Origin of the sequence: Janthinobacterium sp. P210005 (assembly GCF_036231865.1) — a bacterium.
In the GTDB taxonomy this organism is placed as follows: domain Bacteria; phylum Pseudomonadota; class Gammaproteobacteria; order Burkholderiales; family Burkholderiaceae_D; genus Janthinobacterium; species Janthinobacterium kumbetense.
Genome location: NZ_JAZARC010000001.1, coordinates 661,500 through 680,105, shown reverse-complemented (window position 1 = coordinate 680,105; position 18,606 = coordinate 661,500). Strand labels below are relative to the sequence as shown.

The following is an 18,606-nucleotide window of genomic DNA, read 5'->3' as shown; positions in this document are numbered from 1 at the left end:
GACGATATGCGCATCGCAGGCCTGGCATTGCTGCTGTTATCTTGTTTCGGCGTGGCACAAGCGGCGCCGCCCGCTTCGCCGTCCATCTGCGCTTCGCCCGCACAGTCCGTCCGCGAGCAAGGCTTTGTGCCCATCAATGGCATCGAGCAATGGATCACGGTCAAGGGCGCCGCCTGCGGCAATCCCGTGATCCTGTTCATCCACGGCGGCCCCGGCAATGCGCTGAGTCCCTACGCGGATGCCATCTATGCGGGCTGGGAACGCCACTACACCCTGGTGCAGTGGGACCAGCGCGGCGCGGGCATGACGTATGGCAAACAGCGCCCATCGGAAGAGCTGCCCTTGACGCTGGAACAGATGCGCGACGACGGCATCGCCGTGGCACGCTATATCGGGCAGCATCTGGGCCAACGGAAAGTCATTTTGATGGGCAGTTCCTGGGGCTCGATCCTCGGTGTGCACATGGCCAAGGCGCAGCCAGAGCTGTTCCACGCGTATATCGGCACGGCGCAGGTGGTCAATGCGCGGGCCAACGAGGCCGGCATGTACCGGGAAGTGCTTGCGCTGGCGCAAGCGGCCGGCGATACCGCCACGGTGGACAAGCTGACGGCGCTCGGCTCGCCGCCATGGCGCGATCCGCGCAACTTCGGCATCCTGCGCCGCTTCGACCGCAAATATGAGGGATTGGCAACGGATGCGCCGCCCAAGCACTGGTGGCAGCCGGCGCCGTTCTATGCCACGCCGCAAGCGCTGGCCGATGCCGAGGCGGCCGATGACTACTCGTACATCCAGTTCATCGGCCTGCGCGGCGACGGCATGTTTGCCAAGGTCGACCTGCCCGCGCTGGGCACGCGCTTCGACTTGCCCGTATTTTTCATCATGGGCGAAGCGGACTTGCTGACCTCGCCCGTCATCGCGCGCAGCTACTTCGACAGCATCACGGCGCCGGCCAAGGATTTTACCGTGGTGAAACGGGCCGGACACGACCCCAACCAGGCCGTGCACGACGCCCAATGGACGGTCTTGCGCGACAAGGTGGCGCCCTTGCTGAAGTAAAGCGCGCGGCGCGGCGCATTCACGGCACACTTTCCTTGTCGATTTGCACCGTGAGCTGGCGCTCGAAGTCCATCAGTTCCGCCACATTCAGGTCCGAGATAAGCTGATAATGCATGCCGGAGCGGCTCCAGCGTATCAAATGGTAGCCTTGCCTGACGGTCAGGCGCGGCGGCGCATCGCGCTGTGCCCCGTCGGGCCAGACATACAGGTTCAGCACATGCTGGTGCCGGCGGTACGCGAGAGCGGCGACGGGACGCGCGTTGATATAGTCGAGGCGCCCGCCGATCAAGGGGAAACCTTCTTGCGCCAGATCAACCACGGGTGGAGAAAAGTCGAGCTTGCCGCTGAACCATGGCTTGACCGTGTGCTGGTCGGAGGACGCCACGTCGGCCAGATGATCGGGCATCAGCGAACGGAAATGGCTGGCGATGATCTCCTGGTCGAGCCGTTCCGCGTCCGAGGGTACGGACAGATACAGCGCCACGGTGACGGCCAGGGCCGCCGTGCTGGCGCTGGCCACGCCAAAATTGATCCAGGCCCACGGCAATTGCGCCCATTTCCTGCCGCGCGGGGCTTTCCTTGCCTGCTTGCCCTCTTCCTGCAGCGCCTGGCGCAGGCGCTGCTGCAGGAAAGCGGGCGCGGCATGGCCGGCGGCATGCTGTTTCACCGCCGCGCGCAGGGCAAACAGCTGTTCGCAGGCTTTGGCGCAGTCCGGGCACTGGGCCAGATGCTGCGCCAGTTGCGCCATGGCCGAGGCATCGAGCTCGCCATCGGCATAGGCGGACAGCCTGTCTTGTGATTCCTTGCACTCCATGTCAGCTCTCACCATCAGATTGTTTCAGGCGCGCCAGCAGCAGCTTGCGTCCGCGCGCCAGGCGCGACATCACCGTGCCGATCGGGATGCCGACGATGTCCGCAATCTCCTTGTAGGATAAATCGTCGATCTCCTTCAGCACCAGCACTTCCCTGAATGGCTGCGGCAGCGTATCCAGGGCATGGTTGACCGCCTCCTTCGCATCGGCGCGGGCCAGGATGTCTTCCGGGTTGCCGCATCCATCTTCATCGTGGCCATGGAGTTCCTCGTCAAAGCCGATGTCAGCGTGTTCTGCGCGACCATCGCGCAGCGACGTGTAATACGTATTGCGCACGATCGTCAGCAGCCAGGCGCGCGCGCCGTCGCCATGGTAGCCGTCCATGTAGCGGTAGGCGCGCAGGAAAGCCGTCTGCACCAGGTCCTGGGCATTCTGGTCATTGCGCGTGAGCCAGCGTGCCAGCTTGTAGGCGGCGTCCAGGTGAGGCAAGGCCATTTTCTCAAAGAACCGGGTTTTATCGATGTCGTTCAAATCAACACCCATCCGCCTGTCTGGCGTCTCAACTCCCAAGACTCGCTTTGCCTGCCGTTTATTCCCGATATGGCGGTTTTTTTACGGCAGAAAATAAACCGGCACAGGCGGGAATATTTGCCGCGCCTTCGCAGTTATAGCATGTGCAGGCCCCGATTGCATCGGGGCCTGGCAACCGCAAAGCGAAAGGAGTTCAACATGCAACATCCCCGCTTCCTCCCTGGCCTGGCCGCGGCCACGCTGATGGCGTTCAGCGGCGCCGCCACCGCCGGCGACGCCATGCACGGCCAGGTACTGTACAAGAGCATGTGCATATCCTGCCACTCGATCGACTACAACGGCGTGGGACCCGCGCACAAGGGCGTGTTCGGCAGGAAAGCCGGCAGTGTCGCCGACTACAACTATTCGCCCGCCGTGAAGGCGTCCGCCATCGTGTGGGGCGAGAAAACGCTGGACCAATGGCTGTCGGGTCCGGAAAAACTGATTCCCGGCCAAAAAATGGGCTACCTGGTGCCGTCCGCGCAGGACCGCGCCGACCTGATCGCTTATCTAAAGCAGGAATCCGCACGGGCCAGCCCGGCCCAGGCCACCAAATAGAGACAGTTGTGCCACCGCCTGCCAGCCATTGCCAGGCATTTCAAGGAGAAACATCATGATGGACCGCAGAAGCTTCATGAAACTGGCCGCCGTCGGCGGCGGCGCCGTGTTCATGTCCGGACTCTACGGGCATGCGCCGGCGGCGGCCGGAAAGACGGCAGCCGCTCCCTACGAGGATTTCTATTTCGTCCAGTTGTCCGACGTGCACTGGGGTTTCACGGGCGCCGCCAACCCCGACGCTCTCCACACCTTCAGGAAGGCCGTCGCCACCGTGAATGCGCTGGAAGTGCAGCCCGATTTCATCATCTTTACGGGCGACCTCACGCATACGACGGACGACCCGAAGGAGCGCCGCCAGCGCATGGCCGAATTCAAGGACATCGCGGCGGGCTTGACGGTAAAAAACGTGCGCTTCATCCCCGGCGAGCATGACGCGTCGCTCGACAACGGCGCCGCCTACAAGGAAAACTTCGGCCCGTCCAACTACGCGTTCGAACACAAGGGCGTGCATTTCATTGCCCTCGATAACGTTTCCGATCCCGGCGCGCGCATCGGCGACACGCAGCTGGCATGGCTGAAGGACGACCTGGACAAGCAGGCCAAGGATGCGCGCATCGTCGTCTTCACCCACCGGCCCCTGTTCGATCTCGTGCCCAAATGGGACTGGGCCACGCGCGACGGCGACAAGGCGATGGCGCTATTGATGCCGTACAGCAATGTGACCGTGTTCTATGGCCATATCCACCAGGAACATCACCACATGACGGAGCACATCGCGCACCACGCCGCCAAATCCCTGATTTTTCCCTTGCCGGCGCCAGGATCGCAGGAAAAGCGCACACCCCTGCCCTGGGACCCGGCCGCGCCGAACAAGGGCCTGGGCTTGCGCGAAGTGGAAGCGCTGGCGGGCAATGACTACAAGCTCACGGAATTTCCCGTCACAAGGAGCTGAACCATGGACCGTGCAAGAAGACAGTTCGGTATCCGTTGCGCCTGCGGTATCGGCGCGCTGCTGACGGTAGCCGCCATCGATGCCCAGGGCGTGAAGAAAGTTGCCGGAAAAGAAAGAATCATCGCCATCCAGGCGAAGAAATTCGTCTACACGCCGAACGAAATCACCTTGAAGAAGGATGAACCGGTCGTGCTGGCGTTCACGGCCATCGATTTCATCCATGGTTTTTTCATCCCGGACATGAGCATCCGCGCCGACCTGCTGCCGGGCCAGGTCACCGAAGTGAGGCTGACGCCCGGCAAGGCCGGCGAATACGCCTTTTTATGCGACAACTTTTGCGGCAGCGGCCACGAGGAGATGAATGGGAAGATCATTGTCACGGAGTAAGGTGGACGAACCATAAAGTTCGACGCAAGCCCCCATGAGGCAAGCGACTTCGACGCGCCGCGCGTGCAAATACAGTTGACACCACCGCGCGTCGAAGCTTGCCGAGGCCATGGCTGCAACATTTTTGAGCTTATATGAGCGGCTGCTGTCGGCCCATAGCGGACGTTTCGACCTCGGCTTTATATAGGTTTTAGATGAAATGGCTCTACGAGCACTTCCAAGCGACCCACCTGTTGCTTACATTTTCAGCCGGTTGAGGCCCAAGCAGGGTTTGAGCCCATTTGTCGAATTCCTGTACGGTGCCGTCAGCCGCCTTGTATGCAATAGCGTAAGACCTTGATTGCCCAGCAATGAATGCAATAACGTAGGTGGCAAACGAATTTACGATGCCACTATCCGACGCCAACCATTCCTCCATCGCACGAAAATCTGCGAAACCATCCAGTCGCACCAGCGGATAGTGAGCAGAATAGACAAGTGCGAGGAACTCCCCGTGGACAGGCTCGTCACCTCTTAGTACTTCGGATCGAAATCGCGATCTGTCGACTGCAGGGTCTGCGAGATGTGCATTGTTTGAGTCGTGCGTATTGAGGCGGCTCATTACCTCAGCTACGGTGAGGCAAGAGCCTTCAGGGTCATCATTTGACGCGGTCACAGCCATTTCGGCCATCTCAAGTACATTCATAATTGGTGTTTTTTGACGGAGGTCTCCCCTCCTGATAGCATGGGCCCAACGACCGCGTGTAGCCGATTGCTGTCGTTCCTCAATACTTCTCGCCCTCATCGCCCAGAACTTCGGCATCGAGCTTTACCGCTAATTCCTTCATTTTCTTGATCGCATTTTCACTCGGATTTTTTACCGAAATCTCACCACGATGATAGTAGAAATAGTGCTTGTCGTTCGTCTTTGGATCAATCCATGCCGCCATCAATGGATTGCTAACCTGAACTATTTCACGTGTTTGAGGGTTCGCAGCCGTAGCAGTTGTATCCATTTTCAGCAATCCGTCGGCGGCGACAGCACTCTTCCATTCCAACTCGGAAATTGGCGTTTGCGAGCTCTGCGACCACTCCCCAGCTTTTGTAATGTGTAGATCGTAACCCATAGCTATAGTTGGAAAAACAAAGAAAAGGAGAGCCCCATATTGACTAGAGCGTATCTTCATAGTTTTTGTAAGGTGATATTTAAAGGTTCTTGCCGCTTCTCGCCGATAGCGGCACAAGAGCATAGCGGATTGCTAAACAGAAAAACTCACACATTGTCACGCTGCCGCGAATGACCGCTTGTTGGCCGTAAGCGGCTCTTCGTTGAATGTCCGCTCTTGGCCGGTTGCCGCTTCTGCCAGGTTCCGCCCCGTAGCGGTCGGTGAACACAATGAAGCAGTCCATCAGGCAATATCCGCTATTTGACTCCAACGGCACCCCAGCCGTCGTAATACCCATTGCGAACTTCCGCCAGGGATTGTAGCGCGCGTGTCGTCGCCTGCATTGCTTGCAACTCTGGCACCATCTTACGTTTGGCGTGAATTTCCCATTGCTTCGCGGTGGGTGGCTGGCCAATGCCTACAATCTCGTATCCCAAGGCTCGGATTTTCTCTGCCGTGGCAACCGCGTCGGCCTTTCGAATAAAGACAAGAAAGAAATCGATGTTATGTACTTTGGTAACATCCGCGCCGTTCTGACGCAGATTTTCTATGACCCGTGCATCCTGTTGTTCGGCAATTGACGTCTGAGCAATGACTGTCGATGCTGCAAACCATGCAATTACCAACGTTGCGCAGCTTAACAAGCGAAGTGGCTTCATGGGAGATGTGCTCTTTCTTGATCTAATATAAAAATGTGCTGGCCACACCAACTGGCGAGGGCCGACTGTCTGCCCCTGGCCGATAGCGACCGTTCCCGAAGCATAGCCGCCAGGCTCACTTGTATCAAATTTATTAATTTTTGTCTAAAACTATTGTTTTGTGTCCGACTGTTCGTCCAAAGCCGAATCGTGCTGGCGCCGCCACTCATGGCGGCGCCAGCATTTCCCCTGGCCCCAAGGGGCGGTCGATCAGGCGGCGCGGCGCGCCCGCAGATGCAGGTGGCGGATGGTGGCTGCGGCCGCCATCAGGATGGCGGAAGCCGTGGCCAGCACGACAATGAACGCCTTGTCGAAGGCCGAGCGGGCCAGTTCCGACACTTGCAAGCCCAGTTCGGCCGGCAATTGCTCGGCGGCCAGCAGCGCCGCGTCGAGCGTGTCATGGGCATTCGGCAGCAGGCCCGCGCTTTCCGGGATCACCAGCGTGGCGCTGTAGACGGCCGACAAGATGGTGCCCAGCACCGTCACGCCGATCACGGCGCCCAGTTCGTACGACACTTCCTCGATCGAGGCGGCCATGCCGGCCTGTTGCGGCGCCACGTTCAGCATCACGGCGCTGGACGCGGCCGTCATGACGGCGCCCAGGCCCAGGCCCAGGATCACCAAGCTGGCTACTTGGGCCGAGACGGCGGCGTCATGCAGCAGCAGATACGATGCCATGCCGATGCCGGACAGCAACAACGAACCCCACAAGACCTTGGCCTTGTCGGCGCGCGGCAACATGAAACCCGTCAACGGGCCGGCAAACACGGATGCCAGCGGCAACGGCAACAGCAGCAAGCCCGCTTCCAGCGGCGACAGTTCCCGCACCAGCTGCATGTGCTGGCTCAGTGCCAGTTCCATGCCGATCAGGGCGGCGGAAGCCACCATGGCGGCGGCCACGGCGCTGGAAAACGGCAGTTCGCGGAACAGGGCGAAGTCGATCAGCGGCCTGGCTTGCCGCTTCTGGCGGCGCACGAACTTCAGCATGAAGAAGGCGCCCACGGCGAACGAGGCGGCGGCCAGCGCATACGACGGCTGCGACTTGCCCAGCTCCTTGATCGCATACACGCCACCAAGCAGGCCCATCATGACTTGCAGCGAACCCTTCAAGTCCCACGGCTTGTCGCGGTTACCGGCCCGCTTCGGCAGGACGACGGCGGCCAGCACCAGGGTCAGCAGGACGATGGGCACGTTGATCAGGAAGACGGAACCCCACCAGTAATGTTCCATCAGGAAACCACCCAGCACGGGGCCGAACGCGGCGCCGCCCGAGGCGATGGCCGCCCACACGCCGATGGCGAACGAGCGCTCGCGGTTATCCGTAAAGGTCAGGCGGATGATGGACAAGGTGGCCGGCATCATCAGCGCGGCGCCGATGGCCAGCAGCACGCGGGCAAAGATCAGCCACTCCGGCGCGGGCGAAAACGCGGCGCACAGCGAGGCGATGCCGAACACGGCCAGGCCAGCGAGGAAGACGGGTTTGTGGCTCAAGCGGTCACCGAGGGTGCCGAGGCCGGGCAACAAGCCTGAGACGACCAGCGCGTACACGTTGATGATCCACAGTTTTTGCGAGGAAGTGGCCTGCAAGTCGCGCGTCAGCGCGGGCAAGGCGGTGTAGAGCACGGTCATGTCGACCACGATGAGGAACAAGGCGCTGGAGACGATGGCCAGCGTCAGCCATTTTTTCATTGGATGCATAAACAACTCATGGATTTTAGTGTAACTTTTAACAACTATCGGTATGGATGAATTTGGTGCTGCGCAAATATTTACGTTCCAGGCTGCCACGGGCCTGGGCTGGTCGGGGGCGGCGGGCGTCAGCCACGGTCGCCATCCTTGTCATCCACGGCGGCCGTCACTTCCGGCACGTCGAGTTCGCGCAGCATGACGACGGAGACTTGCTTGAAGCCGCGTCCCTGGAAGAAGGTCTGCGCCGTCAGGTTGTGCGCGCCGCATTCGAGGAACAGGCGGGCGATGCCGTGGCTGCGCAATTCGCTCGCTACCCACTCCACCAGCTGGCTGCCGATGCCGCTGCCACGCACGGAAGGCAGCAAGACCAGGTCGTCCAGCGCGGCGAACGATTTCGAGGCGCGCTGGCGCGTGTCGATGGAAACGAGGGCCATGCCGACGATGGCCTCGCCCGACGTGGCGACGGCCAGCAGGGTTGAATCGCCATGCGCCCAGTCGTGCGACAGGGCGGCGCGGATTTCGCCGCGTATGACCTCAGGCAAGTCCGCGCGCCAGTTGCCGGGCGCATCGGCGCGCTCGCCCTGCAGCTCCGAATGGGAGATGTAGTCGGCGCTGACGTTGTCGAGGTAGAGCTGGCACAGCGCATCTTCGGCGGTGGCGTCGTGACACCAGCTGAAGATGATGGCGGGATTATGGGCTTGAGCGTTTTTCATGGCGGATCTCGTGTTGTTGAAAATGTAAATGCATTTTATGTCGCCCCTGAATGGCATTCAAGTTAAAATCCATCTGTAAAACAGATAGGTGGATGCCATGCAATGGACTTTGGAACAAATGCGCTACTTCGAAGCGGCTGTCGCAGCCGGCTCTTTCTCGGGCGCGGCGCGCCGGCTGGGCCGCGCGCAATCGGTGGTCAGCACCTCGATCGGTCTGCTGGAAGCGGAGTTCGGCGTGGAACTGTTCGACCGTTCGCGCCGCAGCGCCGTGCTGACGGAAGCGGGCAAGGTGATGCACCTGGAAGCGTGCGAACTGCTGCGCCAGGCCGAGCGCCTGCAGCTGCGCGCCCAGTTGCTGAGCGAGGCGCCGGAAGCGCAGCTGACCCTGGCGCTGGACGAAGCTCTGCCCTACCTGGCCATCAGCACCCTGGTGAAGGAATTGGCGGCGCGCTACCCGGCGCTGGAACTGGTAATGCTCAACGCCACGGCGTCGGAAGTGGCGCAATACGTGGAGCAGCAGCAAGCGGACGTGGCCTTCCACTTCGACCGCGGCCCCATTTCCCCCGTGCTGGAACAGCAGCACATCGGCAGCGTGGCGCAAGGCGTGTTCGTGGCCAAAGGCCACGCGATGGCCCACGGCCAGGAAGTGAGCCGTAACGAGCTGACCCGCTACCGCCAGCTGATCATGGATTCAGAACTGAACCGCGAACACGCGTTCAGCCCCGCCGTCTGGTTTTCCGACAGTTTTTACAGCATCGCGGAAATGGTCGCGGACGAGCTGGGCTGGGCGATTCTGCCCCTGAACATCGCCAATTACGACAACTACAAGGGATATCTGCAGGAAGTGCCCTGCCCTGCGCTGGCCCTGTCGCGCTTGCCCGTGCGGCGCTTATCGATCCACGGCAAGAAGCTCAGCGAGACGAGTTTGTGGCTGACGACCAGGTTGGCGGAGTTGCTATTGGATGGGCCGAGGGGGTGAGTGCATGCAAGTCAGTGCAGGAATGTTGAGGCTTTTATGATAAATAGAAGCCAGTTCCTGAGTGCTGATCCGGCACGGCAAGGAGGCGGAGCTTCAAGGTCGAGGTGTGGCACAATCCTGAATGGTCTGAACTTGAATGATCAAAGATGGCAGCATGAAATGACGGGCGCTGGCATCTTTATTGACACTAGCGACATTTGCTAGCCAAGGGAAATGATGAGTATTGAAATAGTTGATGTGGAAAATGTATTGAAGGATTTTATTCTGGCCATGAATGGTTGGGAACTTCATTACTACCCCGAGGTGCGAGAGAAAGGGCTGATTACTCTCAAAGAAAAAATGAAGCAGGATCTTGATGCTATTTTTGATTGCTTTTGCACCAAAAAAGAAAGAAAACAAGGTCGCCAGATGTCATTGCTCTGCAGCGATCCTCCTGAATACTCACCCACCGAAATATTTTTAAATTCATGCATCTCAGGAAGTAAAGCTGTCATTTCCACGCAGCAGACTTCGGGATTCAAGAATAGATACAGATATACATTTTGTCTTAAAAACCAGCAATGGTTTATTGATAAAAAAGAATGGCTTGATGAAGAGGAAGGCATGGAGCGTTGGCGACCGGCGTATCTTTAGTCGCGTTCGCTCAAGCTTGCGCCAATGCGGGCCACGCGACGACGATCAACGCAGTCCCCGCTTCCGAGAGACGCCAGCAATCACAACGAGCGCGGTATCGTCCGCACCAGGAAAAGAATGAGTATTAACACCAAACTGAAAAAACTCGAAGATAAGGCCATGGCCAAAGGCGAGTATGCGGTCGCCGCAGCCGCAGCCCATCTGTTGCACGATATTGGCTGCGTGGACAAGCAGATTAACCTGGTCGGCGCGCTGCACGAAGTCGGCTATCTGCAGAATTCGTTTGCTCCATACTGGAAAGAATTCAGAACTGATGAATTGGCATGGATAGAACGCTGTTTGGCCAGGCTTGTCACTGCTGACCATGACTATTGGGCGCTTGCCGCGCTTCTGGGCTGCAATGGTCCAACGACCATCAGCATCGCCATTGGCCAGGGTTTTAAATCCGCTGCAACAAGGCTTTACGAACGTTTTGACAAACCCAAGGTCCATGTCGATACTTTATATTTGACAGCTAATGGAGAAGTGCTGCATCCCGTATTGGAAGTCGGCTATGACATCAAAGACATGAAAACTGTCGACATGGGAAGAGCACGGGCACTTAATCTGAAGAATAAACAATGGAAGCCAGGCGATCGTATGGGCGACGGCGGACTGTCACTGTCCATGCAGGCCAAACTTCCGCATGGCGCATGGCGCTCGGTATGGACGGCTTTTAAAACATGGGATGCATGACGACATGATGAATTGCAGGACAGTCAATGCATGGCTGGAAATGGCGCAAGACGATGAAGTGTTCATTGATGCCGACGACATCAACCGCGAAGCGATGGAGAACATGTGGAGCTTTTCGCCCACGGACGAGGAAACGCCGCACATAGAAGCCACGGATATCGTTGCATTCATCGAGGAATTGATCGCGGCACGCCGCAACGCGCTCGCTGGCGAGGAAATGTTGTTCTATTGCTGGCACGATGCGCAATGCCGCCAGTTGCGCTTCAGCCTGGTGTCGCGCTCGCATGGCCGGCTGCCGTTTCGCCGCGAGGTGCGCGAAACGCAGGATCTGGCGCTGATCGCCGACCGCGTGGTGAACGGGGACTGGCGCAACGAGGATGTTATGCAGGCGCCGTCGGAGGAAGGCGATGCGCAAGAGCAAGTGCCGTTCATCCTGCCCGTATTTGTCGTGCCCGTGCCGTAGGAATCGGCGCGGCACGGGGTCTTCACGTTATTTACGCCAGGAAACGCGCGGGCCGGCAAGCTTCCAGGGCTGACGCCGGTTGGCCATCGACGATTTCCCCGCTGGCAAGCTGACCCACGATGCCTGCCAGCACGACGCCCGGATGCATGGCGCACACGTACGCGCCTTCGACCTGCGGCAAGTAGCCGATGATGGGCACGCCATCGACGGGCATGGGGCGCAGGCCGATGCAGGCGAATGCCGGCGTGATGGCCTCGGCGCCCTCAAGTTCACTGCGGATCGCGCTGGCCGTGCGCTGCGCCATGGCGGCCGGCTGGTTTTCAGGCGCGTCGTCCACATAATCTTCCGCCGCCAGCACGGTGCCGTTTTCGTCTTGCCGCACTTCCATGGCATGGCTGGAAATAATGCCGCGCACCAAGCCGGGCGGCGCCTGGTAGCGCAGGAAGACGGCGGGCGAGGCGTGGATGGGCAGGCTGGCGCCCAGCTGCTCCGCCAGCGCGGCAGTGGCGGTGCCTGCCGCCAGCACGATCACATCCGCATCGATGACGCCAGCGGCCGTTTCCACGCCCCTCACCTTCCCATCCTGGACGGCAAAGCCCAGCACGGATGTGTGCGTGCGGACCGTCGCACCGAGCGCCCGGGCCGCTGCCAGCAAGGCGTGCGTCGCGGCGACCGCGTCGAGGGCGCCCTGCTCCGGTTCGTACAGCGCCTTTTGCGGCGGTTGCCGCAGCTGCGGTTCCAAGTGGGCGATGCGGGTGCGGTCGATCACCATGCACGAGGGAGAAACGCGCCCATCCTGCGTGCCATACGACAAGGCGCCATGCCAGCGCACCGTCAAGCCTGGCACCTGCGTTTCCAGCCGGCGCCAGGCGGCGATGGCGCCGCCGCGCAGGGCCGCGATGGGATCAACCCCCGCGCAGGACGCGTTAAGCCAGGCAAACGAAGTGCCCGTCACGCCGGAAGCGATGCCGCCCGCCTCGACGACGGTAACTTTCGCTCCCTTGCTGGCCAGGTGGTAGGCGAGCGATGCGCCGACGATGCCGGCGCCGATGACGACGATGCGTTTTGAGGTTTCTTGATTCATATTTAGCAACTTTGCATATTTATCATAGGGCAGAGTCTACCCCAGCCGCCCGCAATTCCAGCGCAAACCGGTGGCCATCGACGACGTTGCCTTCCACGATGGCAATATCGGGCACAGCCATTCCCTGCGCGAAACCGCAGCGTTCCAGCACGCGGATCGACGCCGCATTGCCGTCGATGGCGTAAGCGCACAGGCTGGCCAGCCGCCATTCGTCTTGCGCCAGGGCAATCAGGTACTGCAGCGCAGCCGTGGCCAGCCCCTTGCCCGCCTGCTGTTCCCCGATGCGGTAGCCGACTTCGGCTACGCCTTGCTCCCGGTCAATGTCCTTGAGGTTGGCACGCCCGATCAATTGTCCGTGTTCGTCCACGATGACGCAGGGGTGCATGCGCCCCTGCGCATGCTCGTCCAGGAATTGCGCGACATGCGCGTGGATGCCGTCGATGCTGTAAAAAGCGTCCGGACGCCGTTCGATATGGCGCTCGAACCATGCCCGGTTGGCTTGCTCGAAGGCCAGCAAGGGCGCGGCATCGTCCGGGCGCAGGGTGCGTATGGCAAAGGTGCTCATGGAAACTCCTGGAAAGGCATGAGTCTAGTGACGCGTGGCCCGGCCCGTCAATCTTGATTCCATGAATCAATATAAAGTGACAAACGCTACAATGGCCGCCATGAACAACGATCTGTCCGCTCCTGACGCGGCGCGCCTGCTGGGCGTCAGCCTGCCCACCCTGTATTCCTATGTGAGCCGGGGCTTGCTCGCTTCCGTCAGCAACGGTGCGTCGCGCCGCAAGCGCTATCCGCAGGAAGATGTGCTGCGCCTGGCGGCCCGTAAAAACGACGCCAAGCGCGGTGGCCAGACGGCCGTGGCCGCCATGCACTGGGGCTTGCCCGTGCTGGAGACGCGCATTTCCCACATCCTCGATGGCCGCTTGCTGTATCGCGGCTGCGATGCGGCGGCGCTGGCGCGACACGCGACGCTGGAAATGACCGCCAGCCTGCTGTGGGACGATGGTGCGAGTGACTATTTTCAGCAAGACGCGCCTGCCCAGCCGACAGGATTGACCCGCGCGCCGGACGCGCCGCCGCTGGCACGCGCCATGCTTGCCATGGCCATGCTGACGACAGCGGACATGCCGCACTCGCTGCAATCCGGCCCCGCCGTGATGCGCATCCTGGCCGCCGCCCTGCTGCAAACGGCGCCGTCCGCCTTGCCGCTGCACCAGCAACTGGCCCAGGCGTGGCAAGCGGACGCGCAGCAGTCTGCATTGCTGCGCGCCGCCCTCGTGCTGCTGGCCGACCATGAATTGAATGCGTCGACGTTTGCCGTGCGCTGCGTCGCGTCGACGGGCGCCAGCCTGCCGGCCGCGCTGGGCGCGGGCTTGGCGGCCTTGTCCGGAGACAAGCACGGTGGCGGCAGCGCGGCGGCCAGATGCATGTTGACGGCGGCGCTGGCCGCGCCTGACGCCGGTGCTGCCATCGCTACCTTTTACACAGCCATCGCGCCGGAATTCGCCGGTTTCGGCCACCCGCTGTACCCGCACGGCGACCCGCGCGCCGCATATTTGCTGGGAAGCCTGTCCGCGATGTCGCGCGAATACCCGCAGCTGCACGCCATCCTGGCCGCGTGCGCCACGGCGGCCGAGTTACTCGAAGTAAAACCGAACGCCGACCTGGCGCTGGCGGCCATGGAACTGGCCTTCGGCTGGCCCGAGGGCGCGGGCATGACCATGTTTGCGCTGGCCCGCTCGGCCGGCTGGATCGCGCACGCGGCGGAACAAGCGGCCAGCGCGGCCCTGATACGGCCTCGCGCCCGCTACATCGGGCGCCCACAGCGCGACTGAAAATTCACGCTTGATTTATTACGCATACGTAGTAGTATACTTCGCATGCGTACCAATACCTCCCCCACCCCAGACGTACCCGATGCCGCCGCCTGCCCGCTGGGCGAGCGTTCGCCGCGCCTGTTCAATCTGCTCAACCTGGCGCGCCAGAACCTGTTTCGCTCGGCCGATGCGGTCTTCACCAGCGAACTGGGGTTTTCCGGCACGCAAGTTGTCGCCCTGTTTGCCCTGAAGGGCGAGGAAGGCTGCCAATTGAAGGATCTGGGGCGGGCGCTGCAGCTGAAAAACTCGGCCGTCACGGGCCTCGTGGCGCGCATGGAAGAAAACGGCCTCATCGTGCGCGGCCAGTCGGCGCTCGACGCGCGCGCCGGCACGCTGCACATGTCGCCCAAAGGCGGCGAGGTGCTGGCCGCCGCCCTGCCCCTGCTCGACAGCCTGAATGAACAACTGAAGCAAGGTTTCAGCGAGGAAGAACTGGCCGTCGTCGCCCGCTTCCTGCTGCATGCCTCGCGCCTGCGTTTCCAGCAAGACGTTTAATCGGCAAGACGTTTAACCCAACCTTCACCCCCACAGGAGTTACCATGCACCCCAACGACATGACCGGCTTGCAACTGATGCAAGCTTTCGCGCAAGGCCTGTTTCCCCGGCCCGGCATTTCCAAGACCATGCCGATGGACGCCCACACGATCGAGCACGGCAGGGTCATCTTCACGGCGACGGCGAATGAAAACCACACCAATCCCATGGGCGGCGTGCACGGCGGTTTTGCGGCCACCGTGCTCGACACGGTCACGGGTTGCGCCACGCACACGGTCTTGCCGGCCGGCGAAAGCTACGGCACGACAGACCTGAACATCAAGATGTGCCGCCCCCTGCCCTTCAACGTGACGGTCTACGCGGAAGGCAAAGTCATCAATGCGGGACGCAACCTGGTCATTTCCGAAGGCACGATCCGCGACGAAGCCGGTAAGGTGTATGCGCACGCGACGGCCACCTGCATGATCATCCGTCCCCGGGAACAAGCCGCCGCATGATACGGCCCGGCACCATCGCGGAAGCCTGGCAGGTGCTGGAGGCGATACCCGAATTCGACCAGCGGCGCAGCCTGGCGCAATTGCAGGAGCGCCTGCCCGCCGGCGCGCCGGTGCTGATCGCAGAAGCGGACGGCCAGCCCGTCGGCTGCAAGCTGGGCTATGCCGCCGAGGATGGCTCCTTGTATAGCTGGCTCGGCGGCGTGCTGCCCGCGCACCGCAAGACGGGCCTGGCGCAGCGCCTGCTGGAAGCCCAGGAAGCCTGGGCCAGCGAGCACGGCTTTGCGGCCATCACCGTAAAATCGATGAACCGCTATCCCGCCATGCTGCGCGTGCTGATCCGCAATGGCTATCAGGTCCGACTGGTGGAGCACTTTGGCGACCCCGTCAGCGAGCGCATTCATTTCATCAAAGCATTGTCTTAGAACGCCTCACGCAGCCACTGGTTTGGCTCTGGCTTGTCATGGAAGTAACAACGCCATATACTGAGTAACTCTGGCCATTTGCTATTGGCCTATTGTGTTGAAAAAATCAAGCGACAATAATTGAGGTAGGTCTAATCCTCTTAGCAATCTTTGATCGCTCAATAACGGCCATCCTGGCGGGTCTAGGCTGGCAGGATTTCTCTTTAAGTGCCAATTTCCCCGAATTTTTCAACACAATAGGCCAAAAGAAAACATCGTATTGGCATTATGCGCCATAAAGAATAGACGCTCACATCATGTTGGCTTTTTTATGCTGAAGCACTTAAATATAAGAAACGGATGAATATATGAATTCCATTGTTACGGCCAAAGCACTGGCAGAAAAAAGGAAATTTGCTGAGCGAGAATGGTTTTACGATTTTAGGGAACTTACCCACAAAATTAAAGATACAGAGGCTAAGAAGGTAGCCGATAGTCTTTCGGCTCGCTATTCAAAAATTACCAAGTCATGGAGTAAAGAAAGTAATTCTGAATGGTTGTGCAGGATTTATTTATCGGCAAAAATGGTGATGACCGCAACGCTGCAAATCAATTCCATCGAGTATGCGGAAGAGCGGAACATTCGAATAACCTCCCCATATCTAACGTATTACTCTCTTCTTGCCTTACTTCGAGGAATTGTATATACATTACCAGAAGTAATGTGGGACGATGGCAAGCTAGTCGAAATATCTCATCACAAAGCGATAAACTTGGCCTTCGACCATATTGCGGCATTCAATAAGATACTAGCTCAAGATTTGAAAACCACTACGCTTACATCCAAGGCATATCGCGAATTAATATCCTACCGTTCACCAACATCGGGGGATTCAATTATTGAATCGATAGGAAACCTTAAATCAATTGCAACATTACTGGCTGAAGTGGCACAATTTAACTCTGAAATTCTTGAATCATCAATTATCAAGAATGCAGAAAATTCATCATTTGAATTTCTTCACAAATATATAGATGATTTATCAAGTGTCACAGTAGAAGGCATCGAGTTTTTCGACCGAGAAGATGCATATAGATTAGATTACTTAAGGCGAAAATATCCCCTCGCCCCCAATCTACTTCACATTATGACTGAAGGCCATACTGAGGACTTTTTTGGGGCTTGGCTTTCCAAAGGTAGAATTGAAGACACATTTAATCCGGATAAGAATTGGAATGTTATATTTGACATTCCATAAGCCGCACAAATATTCCGAATTTCAGCCCCAATATCCATGATGGGGCAATTTCATTAAAACGCAAACAGCAACAAGCTTGCAAGACCTCAGACATTATAACTGTTGGCATTCACTCAATATCGGCACTTCTAATCAGTCTAGGTCGGAATAATTCCATCTAAATATTAATGCGCCTGAATTTCTAAAATTGATAGGTCGGAGGCAGTTCGATTCAGGCAGGAATCAAGTGAAAGTATCGCATTATATTAATGAATGGGATGGGTCACAATATTGTATTTTCCTCTGAGGTGTATCTCCGCCAGATCTGGGATAGAATTATTTAGCTGGTCGCTATATGCTCAGCCTCATTGCTGGCTTAGTCCCCGTACTGATGTCTGGGTCAGCATCTGAAAGTGTCCTGAGGTTTTTTTGCTGTGCACGATCCCCCCGCCGGCTTCCTCTTCGCCTTCAATAAACTGCCCGCCGCATTTTCCTCGAAGCGGCCCGCCTCTTCTATATAGCCATGCACGGTGCCGTCGTGGCGCCAGCCGCCCTGGCGCTTGATGGCCTGGAAATCGGCGCCGGCCCGGTGGGCGCTGGTAGCCATGCCGCGGCGCAGGCTGTGGCTCGACAGTTCCGGCACGTAATCGAGTTCGGACAGCCTGGCGCAGCTTTCCAGTATGGTATTGATGCTGCTCGCGTGCAGTGCTTTCGCGCTGACATGGCCCCATTGATTGACGGGGCGCAACAGCGGCCCCGTGCGGATGTGCGCTGCGGCCAGCCAGGCGCGCAAGGCCGTGGCCGGGCAGCAGACGCCGTCGCCGAACGGGATCGCCTTGACGATGCCCTCCCCCAGTTGATCCGTTTTCGAGCGGGGCAAGGTGATCACCATGCCCTGCGGCTCCCAGCTCACGTCTTCGACAGTCAACCCCGCCAGTTCGCTGCGCCGGAAACCGCCAAAAAATCCCAGCTGCAGCAAGGCGCTGTCGCGCAAGGCCTTGACGCTGCCCAGCGCGGCCAGTCTGGCGACGATCAGCTCCAGGTCTTCCAGCGGCAGGGCCTTGGCCTTTTTCTTTGGCTTGCCATGCAGGCGCGCGATGCCGGCCAGGGTCTTGCGCACGGTGGGCGTGGATGCCGGGTCGGTAAAGCCCTGGTACACATGCCATTGCGACAGGGCCGTCAGGCGCAGGGCCAGGGTGCGGGCGTTCAGGCTGTCCGCATACGCCAGCAGGTAGCGGATGACGGTGGACTCGTCGGCGGGCAGCGCCCCGCCCCAGACCTGGAAGTGGCGGATGGCGGAACGGTAGGTGCGGCGCGTGTTGTCGGACGTGGCGGCGGCAAGAAACGCCTGGTGGCGCGCGGCCAGCTCGGCATCGATCAGGGCGCCGTGTAACGGCGCCACGGCGATGGCGGCGCTTTTGGGCGCGGCGGCGCGGCGTTTGGAAAGGGGCAAATCGGGCATGGAATTGCTGAAATCGGGCTGGTGTACTGGGAAATACGCAGAATACCATGCAAACCACCCCCATAACCCGCGATAAGCAACCTTATCGCGATATATATTTTTCAAAAACGATCAAAATTTATATCGTAATATTATGTCATATTACGTATCATGTAATAC

At 59.3% G+C, this 18,606-nt stretch carries 22 protein-coding genes; 13 read left to right on the top strand and 9 right to left on the bottom strand.

The features are described from left to right. Window positions 1-6 precede the first annotated feature (6 nt). A complete protein-coding gene (locus tag VPH40_RS02840) occupies window positions 7-1,056 on the top strand; it encodes an alpha/beta hydrolase (RefSeq protein ID WP_328572597.1) in 1,050 nt (349 codons plus the stop codon). A gap of 19 nt (window positions 1,057-1,075) precedes the next feature. Here the strand turns inward: VPH40_RS02840 and VPH40_RS02835 are convergent, their stop codons facing one another. Continuing rightward, window positions 1,076-1,885, bottom strand: a complete 810-nt coding sequence (locus VPH40_RS02835; RefSeq protein ID WP_328572596.1) for an anti-sigma factor family protein — start codon at window positions 1,883-1,885, stop codon at window positions 1,076-1,078. Then, window positions 1,872-2,363, bottom strand: a complete 492-nt coding sequence (locus VPH40_RS02830; RefSeq protein ID WP_305051955.1) for a sigma-70 family RNA polymerase sigma factor — start codon at window positions 2,361-2,363, stop codon at window positions 1,872-1,874. The genes VPH40_RS02835 and VPH40_RS02830 overlap by 14 nt, the downstream gene beginning before the upstream one ends. 234 nt (window positions 2,364-2,597) lie before the next feature. On the opposite strand from VPH40_RS02830, the gene VPH40_RS02825 reads away from it, so the two are divergent. The 3 genes from VPH40_RS02825 to VPH40_RS02815 are packed head-to-tail and all read left to right on the top strand — an operon-like array spanning window position 2,598 to window position 4,335. After that, on the top strand, window positions 2,598-2,996 hold the full coding sequence (locus VPH40_RS02825; RefSeq protein ID WP_289909918.1) for a c-type cytochrome: 399 nt from the start codon (window positions 2,598-2,600) through the stop codon (window positions 2,994-2,996). A 58-nt stretch (window positions 2,997-3,054) separates the two neighbouring features. Further along, complete coding sequence (locus VPH40_RS02820) at window positions 3,055-3,948, top strand: metallophosphoesterase family protein (RefSeq protein ID WP_328573327.1); 894 nt, start codon at window positions 3,055-3,057, stop codon at window positions 3,946-3,948. A gap of 3 nt (window positions 3,949-3,951) precedes the next feature. After that, a complete protein-coding gene (locus tag VPH40_RS02815) occupies window positions 3,952-4,335 on the top strand; it encodes a cupredoxin domain-containing protein (RefSeq protein WP_328572595.1) in 384 nt (127 codons plus the stop codon). Between the two features lie 764 nt (window positions 4,336-5,099). On the opposite strand, the gene VPH40_RS02810 is transcribed toward VPH40_RS02815, so the two are convergent. The 4 genes from VPH40_RS02810 to VPH40_RS02795 all read right to left on the bottom strand — a co-directional run bounded on the left by VPH40_RS02810 (window position 5,100) and on the right by VPH40_RS02795 (window position 8,580). Beyond that, window positions 5,100-5,501, bottom strand: a complete 402-nt coding sequence (locus VPH40_RS02810; RefSeq protein WP_328572594.1) for a hypothetical protein — start codon at window positions 5,499-5,501, stop codon at window positions 5,100-5,102. A gap of 236 nt (window positions 5,502-5,737) precedes the next feature. Next, on the bottom strand, window positions 5,738-6,139 hold the full coding sequence (locus VPH40_RS02805; RefSeq protein ID WP_099667997.1) for a ribonuclease E inhibitor RraB: 402 nt from the start codon (window positions 6,137-6,139) through the stop codon (window positions 5,738-5,740). Window positions 6,140-6,388: 249 nt separating this feature from the next. Beyond that, window positions 6,389-7,867, bottom strand: a complete 1,479-nt coding sequence (locus VPH40_RS02800) for an MFS transporter (RefSeq protein ID WP_289911438.1) — start codon at window positions 7,865-7,867, stop codon at window positions 6,389-6,391. 128 nt (window positions 7,868-7,995) lie between these two features. Beyond that, window positions 7,996-8,580 (bottom strand): GNAT family N-acetyltransferase, encoded by a 585-nt coding sequence (locus VPH40_RS02795; protein ID WP_328572593.1) that lies wholly within the window; start codon window positions 8,578-8,580, stop codon window positions 7,996-7,998. 97 nt (window positions 8,581-8,677) lie between these two features. Here VPH40_RS02795 and VPH40_RS02790 point away from each other — a divergent pair, with 97 nt between their 5' ends. The 4 genes from VPH40_RS02790 (at window position 8,678) to VPH40_RS02775 (ending at window position 11,390) form a co-directional block, all read left to right on the top strand. Beyond that, window positions 8,678-9,559: a LysR family transcriptional regulator gene (locus VPH40_RS02790; RefSeq protein ID WP_251348762.1), complete on the top strand. Its 882-nt coding sequence runs from the start codon at window positions 8,678-8,680 to the stop codon at window positions 9,557-9,559. A 213-nt stretch (window positions 9,560-9,772) separates the two neighbouring features. Further along, window positions 9,773-10,192: an NTF2 fold immunity protein gene (locus VPH40_RS02785; RefSeq protein ID WP_328572592.1), complete on the top strand. Its 420-nt coding sequence runs from the start codon at window positions 9,773-9,775 to the stop codon at window positions 10,190-10,192. A gap of 117 nt (window positions 10,193-10,309) precedes the next feature. Continuing rightward, on the top strand, window positions 10,310-10,927 hold the full coding sequence (locus tag VPH40_RS02780; RefSeq protein ID WP_305055466.1) for a hypothetical protein: 618 nt from the start codon (window positions 10,310-10,312) through the stop codon (window positions 10,925-10,927). Window positions 10,928-10,931: 4 nt separating this feature from the next. Next, complete coding sequence (locus VPH40_RS02775) at window positions 10,932-11,390, top strand: hypothetical protein (RefSeq protein WP_328572591.1); 459 nt, start codon at window positions 10,932-10,934, stop codon at window positions 11,388-11,390. Window positions 11,391-11,421: 31 nt separating this feature from the next. Here VPH40_RS02775 and VPH40_RS02770 read toward each other — a convergent pair whose 3' ends face one another. Continuing rightward, a complete protein-coding gene (locus tag VPH40_RS02770) occupies window positions 11,422-12,474 on the bottom strand; it encodes an NAD(P)/FAD-dependent oxidoreductase (RefSeq protein ID WP_328572590.1) in 1,053 nt (350 codons plus the stop codon). Between the two features lie 22 nt (window positions 12,475-12,496). Then, a complete protein-coding gene (locus VPH40_RS02765; protein ID WP_328572589.1) occupies window positions 12,497-13,039 on the bottom strand; it encodes a GNAT family N-acetyltransferase in 543 nt (180 codons plus the stop codon). Window positions 13,040-13,115: 76 nt separating this feature from the next. On the opposite strand from VPH40_RS02765, the gene VPH40_RS02760 reads away from it, so the two are divergent. The 5 genes from VPH40_RS02760 (at window position 13,116) to VPH40_RS02740 (ending at window position 17,006) form a co-directional block, all read left to right on the top strand. Then, window positions 13,116-14,312 (top strand): citrate synthase, encoded by a 1,197-nt coding sequence (locus VPH40_RS02760; RefSeq protein WP_328572588.1) that lies wholly within the window; start codon window positions 13,116-13,118, stop codon window positions 14,310-14,312. A gap of 45 nt (window positions 14,313-14,357) precedes the next feature. After that, window positions 14,358-14,849 (top strand): MarR family winged helix-turn-helix transcriptional regulator, encoded by a 492-nt coding sequence (locus tag VPH40_RS02755; RefSeq protein WP_305051942.1) that lies wholly within the window; start codon window positions 14,358-14,360, stop codon window positions 14,847-14,849. A gap of 44 nt (window positions 14,850-14,893) precedes the next feature. Next, window positions 14,894-15,346 (top strand): PaaI family thioesterase, encoded by a 453-nt coding sequence (locus VPH40_RS02750; RefSeq protein ID WP_152255738.1) that lies wholly within the window; start codon window positions 14,894-14,896, stop codon window positions 15,344-15,346. Continuing rightward, on the top strand, window positions 15,343-15,768 hold the full coding sequence (locus VPH40_RS02745; RefSeq protein WP_328572587.1) for a GNAT family N-acetyltransferase: 426 nt from the start codon (window positions 15,343-15,345) through the stop codon (window positions 15,766-15,768). The genes VPH40_RS02750 and VPH40_RS02745 overlap by 4 nt, the downstream gene beginning before the upstream one ends. 347 nt (window positions 15,769-16,115) lie before the next feature. Then, window positions 16,116-17,006: a hypothetical protein gene (locus VPH40_RS02740; protein WP_328572586.1), complete on the top strand. Its 891-nt coding sequence runs from the start codon at window positions 16,116-16,118 to the stop codon at window positions 17,004-17,006. A gap of 379 nt (window positions 17,007-17,385) precedes the next feature. Here the strand turns inward: VPH40_RS02740 and VPH40_RS02735 are convergent, their stop codons facing one another. Further along, window positions 17,386-18,447: a tyrosine-type recombinase/integrase gene (locus VPH40_RS02735; RefSeq protein ID WP_328572585.1), complete on the bottom strand. Its 1,062-nt coding sequence runs from the start codon at window positions 18,445-18,447 to the stop codon at window positions 17,386-17,388. Between the last annotated feature and the right edge of the window lie 159 nt (window positions 18,448-18,606).

Coding starts and splice junctions, on each gene's coding strand:
- VPH40_RS02840 (WP_328572597.1), top strand. CDS start 7: ATGCGCATCGCAGGCCTGGCATTGCTGCTGTTATCTTGTTTCGGCGTG.
- VPH40_RS02835 (WP_328572596.1), bottom strand. CDS start 1,885: ATGGTGAGAGCTGACATGGAGTGCAAGGAATCACAAGACAGGCTGTCC.
- VPH40_RS02830 (WP_305051955.1), bottom strand. CDS start 2,363: ATGGCCTTGCCTCACCTGGACGCCGCCTACAAGCTGGCACGCTGGCTC.
- VPH40_RS02825 (WP_289909918.1), top strand. CDS start 2,598: ATGCAACATCCCCGCTTCCTCCCTGGCCTGGCCGCGGCCACGCTGATG.
- VPH40_RS02820 (WP_328573327.1), top strand. CDS start 3,055: ATGGACCGCAGAAGCTTCATGAAACTGGCCGCCGTCGGCGGCGGCGCC.
- VPH40_RS02815 (WP_328572595.1), top strand. CDS start 3,952: ATGGACCGTGCAAGAAGACAGTTCGGTATCCGTTGCGCCTGCGGTATC.
- VPH40_RS02810 (WP_328572594.1), bottom strand. CDS start 5,501: ATGAAGATACGCTCTAGTCAATATGGGGCTCTCCTTTTCTTTGTTTTT.
- VPH40_RS02805 (WP_099667997.1), bottom strand. CDS start 6,139: ATGAAGCCACTTCGCTTGTTAAGCTGCGCAACGTTGGTAATTGCATGG.
- VPH40_RS02800 (WP_289911438.1), bottom strand. CDS start 7,867: ATGAAAAAATGGCTGACGCTGGCCATCGTCTCCAGCGCCTTGTTCCTC.
- VPH40_RS02795 (WP_328572593.1), bottom strand. CDS start 8,580: ATGAAAAACGCTCAAGCCCATAATCCCGCCATCATCTTCAGCTGGTGT.
- VPH40_RS02790 (WP_251348762.1), top strand. CDS start 8,678: ATGCAATGGACTTTGGAACAAATGCGCTACTTCGAAGCGGCTGTCGCA.
- VPH40_RS02785 (WP_328572592.1), top strand. CDS start 9,773: ATGATGAGTATTGAAATAGTTGATGTGGAAAATGTATTGAAGGATTTT.
- VPH40_RS02780 (WP_305055466.1), top strand. CDS start 10,310: ATGAGTATTAACACCAAACTGAAAAAACTCGAAGATAAGGCCATGGCC.
- VPH40_RS02775 (WP_328572591.1), top strand. CDS start 10,932: ATGATGAATTGCAGGACAGTCAATGCATGGCTGGAAATGGCGCAAGAC.
- VPH40_RS02770 (WP_328572590.1), bottom strand. CDS start 12,474: ATGAATCAAGAAACCTCAAAACGCATCGTCGTCATCGGCGCCGGCATC.
- VPH40_RS02765 (WP_328572589.1), bottom strand. CDS start 13,039: ATGAGCACCTTTGCCATACGCACCCTGCGCCCGGACGATGCCGCGCCC.
- VPH40_RS02755 (WP_305051942.1), top strand. CDS start 14,358: ATGCGTACCAATACCTCCCCCACCCCAGACGTACCCGATGCCGCCGCC.
- VPH40_RS02750 (WP_152255738.1), top strand. CDS start 14,894: ATGCACCCCAACGACATGACCGGCTTGCAACTGATGCAAGCTTTCGCG.
- VPH40_RS02745 (WP_328572587.1), top strand. CDS start 15,343: ATGATACGGCCCGGCACCATCGCGGAAGCCTGGCAGGTGCTGGAGGCG.
- VPH40_RS02740 (WP_328572586.1), top strand. CDS start 16,116: ATGAATTCCATTGTTACGGCCAAAGCACTGGCAGAAAAAAGGAAATTT.
- VPH40_RS02735 (WP_328572585.1), bottom strand. CDS start 18,447: ATGCCCGATTTGCCCCTTTCCAAACGCCGCGCCGCCGCGCCCAAAAGC.